1 protein-coding gene is annotated in these 2,460 nt (G+C 63.0%); it reads left to right on the top strand.

Going from position 1 to position 2,460, the window contains the following annotated elements:
* Window positions 1-51: 51 nt before the first annotated feature.
* The gene (gene fusA, locus B2W70_RS09045) at window positions 52-2,154 is read left to right on the top strand and encodes an elongation factor G (protein ID WP_286744994.1); all 2,103 of its coding nucleotides are present in this window, start codon (window positions 52-54) and stop codon (window positions 2,152-2,154) included.
* The last annotated feature ends 306 nt before the right edge of the window (window positions 2,155-2,460 follow it).

Raw genomic sequence — 2,460 nt, 5'->3', positions numbered from 1 at the left:
GCGGCGCCGGGCTCCAACAGGGCCCGGCGCCGTGACACTTGGAGTGACACCATGTCCCGCAAGACCCCGATCGAGCGCTATCGCAACATTGGCATCTCTGCCCACATCGACGCCGGCAAGACCACCACGACCGAGCGCATCCTGTTCTACACCGGTGTGAACCACAAGATCGGTGAAGTGCACGAAGGCGCCGCCACCATGGACTGGATGGAGCAGGAACAAGAGCGCGGCATCACCATCACGTCGGCCGCGACGACCTGCTTCTGGAAGGGCATGGACATGTCCTACCCCGAGCACCGCTTCAACATCATCGACACCCCGGGCCACGTGGACTTCACCATCGAGGTGGAGCGTTCCATGCGCGTGCTCGACGGCGCCTGCATGGTGTACTGCGCCGTGGGCGGCGTTCAGCCCCAGTCTGAAACCGTCTGGCGTCAGGCCAACAAGTACGGCGTGCCCCGCCTGTCGTTCGTCAACAAGATGGACCGCACCGGCGCGAACTTCTTCAAGGTCTACGACCAGCTCAAGCTGCGCCTGAAGGCCAACCCCGTGCCCGTGGTGATCCCCATCGGCGCCGAAGACAACTTCCAGGGCGTGGTCGACCTCCTGAAGATGAAGGCCATCTTCTGGGACGAGGCTTCGCAGGGCATGAAGTTCGACTACCGCGACATCCCAGCCGAGCTGCAAGCCGACGCCAAGAAGTGGCGTGAAGGCATGGTCGAGGCCGCCGCCGAAGCCAACGAAGAGCTGATGAACAAGTACCTGGAAGAGGGCGACCTCTCCGAGGAAGAGATCAAGCTCGCTCTGCGTCAGCGCACCATCGCCTGCGAAATCCAGCCGATGCTGTGCGGCACCGCGTTCAAGAACAAGGGCGTGCAGCGCATGCTTGACGCCGTCATCGACTACCTGCCCTCGCCCGTGGACATCCCCCCGGTCGAAGGCACGGACGAAGACGACCAGCCCACCAGCCGCAAGGCCGACGACAGCGAGAAGTTCTCGGCGCTGGCGTTCAAGCTGATGACCGACCCGTACGTTGGTCAGCTGACCTTCGTTCGCGTGTACTCGGGCGTGCTGAACTCCGGTGACTCCGTCTACAACCCGATCAAGGGCAAGAAAGAGCGCATCGGCCGGATCCTGCAGATGCACGCCAACGAGCGTGAAGAAATCAAGGAAATCCTGGCCGGCGACATCGCCGCCTGCGTGGGCCTGAAGGACGTGACCACCGGCGAAACGCTGTGTGACCCGGACGCGATCATCACCCTGGAAAAGATGGTCTTCCCCGAGCCCGTGATCGCACAGGCCGTGGAACCCAAGACCAAGGCCGACCAGGAAAAGATGGGCATCGCCTTGCAGCGCCTGGCCGCTGAAGACCCGTCCTTCCGCGTGCGCACCGACGAAGAATCGGGTCAGACCATCATCGCCGGCATGGGCGAGCTGCACCTGGAAATCATCGTCGACCGCATGAAGCGCGAATTCGGCGTGGAAGCCAACGTGGGCAAGCCCCAGGTTGCCTACCGCGAGACCATCCGCAAGAAGGTCACCGACGTCGAAGGCAAGTTCGTTCGCCAGTCCGGTGGTAAGGGCCAGTACGGTCACGTCGTGCTGACCGTCGAGCCGCAAGAGCCCGGCAAGGGCTTCGAGTTCGTCGACGCCATCAAGGGCGGCGTGGTGCCCCGCGAGTACATCCCCGCAGTCGAAAAGGGCGTCATCGACACCCTGCCGAACGGCGTGCTGGCTGGCTACCCCGTGGTCGACGTCAAGGTCACCCTGACCTTCGGTTCGTACCACGATGTGGACTCGAACGAAAACGCGTTCAAGATGGCCGCTTCGATGGGCTTCAAGGACGGCTGCCGCAAGGCGTCGCCCGTGATCCTCGAGCCGATGATGGCCGTGGAGGTCGAAACGCCTGAAGACTACGCCGGTACCGTGATGGGCGACCTGTCCTCGCGTCGCGGCATGGTGCAAGGCATGGACGACATGGTCGGCGGCGGCAAGATCATCAAGGCAGAGGTTCCTCTGTCCGAAATGTTCGGCTACTCGACCAGCCTGCGTTCGGCCACCCAAGGTCGTGCCACGTACTCCATGGAGTTCAAGCACTACTCGGAAGCCCCGAAGAACGTGGCCGACGCGATCATCACCGCGCGCGCGAAGTAAGGCCCACCCCCTGCGCGCTTCGCGCGCCCCCTCAAGGGGGCACAGCCATCGGGCCGGCAAAGCCGGATCCTTGGCTGTCGCTGGATCAAAACCAGTGGTGCGTGGCGGGGGGTGTTGGTGCCGAGGGCGGGTGTTAGCATCCGCCCTCTCAAAAATCAAAGCCGGTCTTCGGCGCCACGCAAGTGGTTGGCTCGCTGCCCATGGCGGCCAGTGCTGGAGACCTTAAACACGCATGGGCGACTGTTCTTTGCTCTCTAGGAGAATCAAATGGCAAAAGGTAAATTCGAGCGGACCAAGCCGCACGTG

Origin of the sequence: Aquabacterium sp. UBA2148, assembly GCF_002328915.1 — a bacterium.
GTDB lineage: Bacteria > Pseudomonadota > Gammaproteobacteria > Burkholderiales > Burkholderiaceae_C > Aquabacterium > Aquabacterium parvum.
This window is presented reverse-complemented; position numbering and strand designations above follow the sequence as displayed.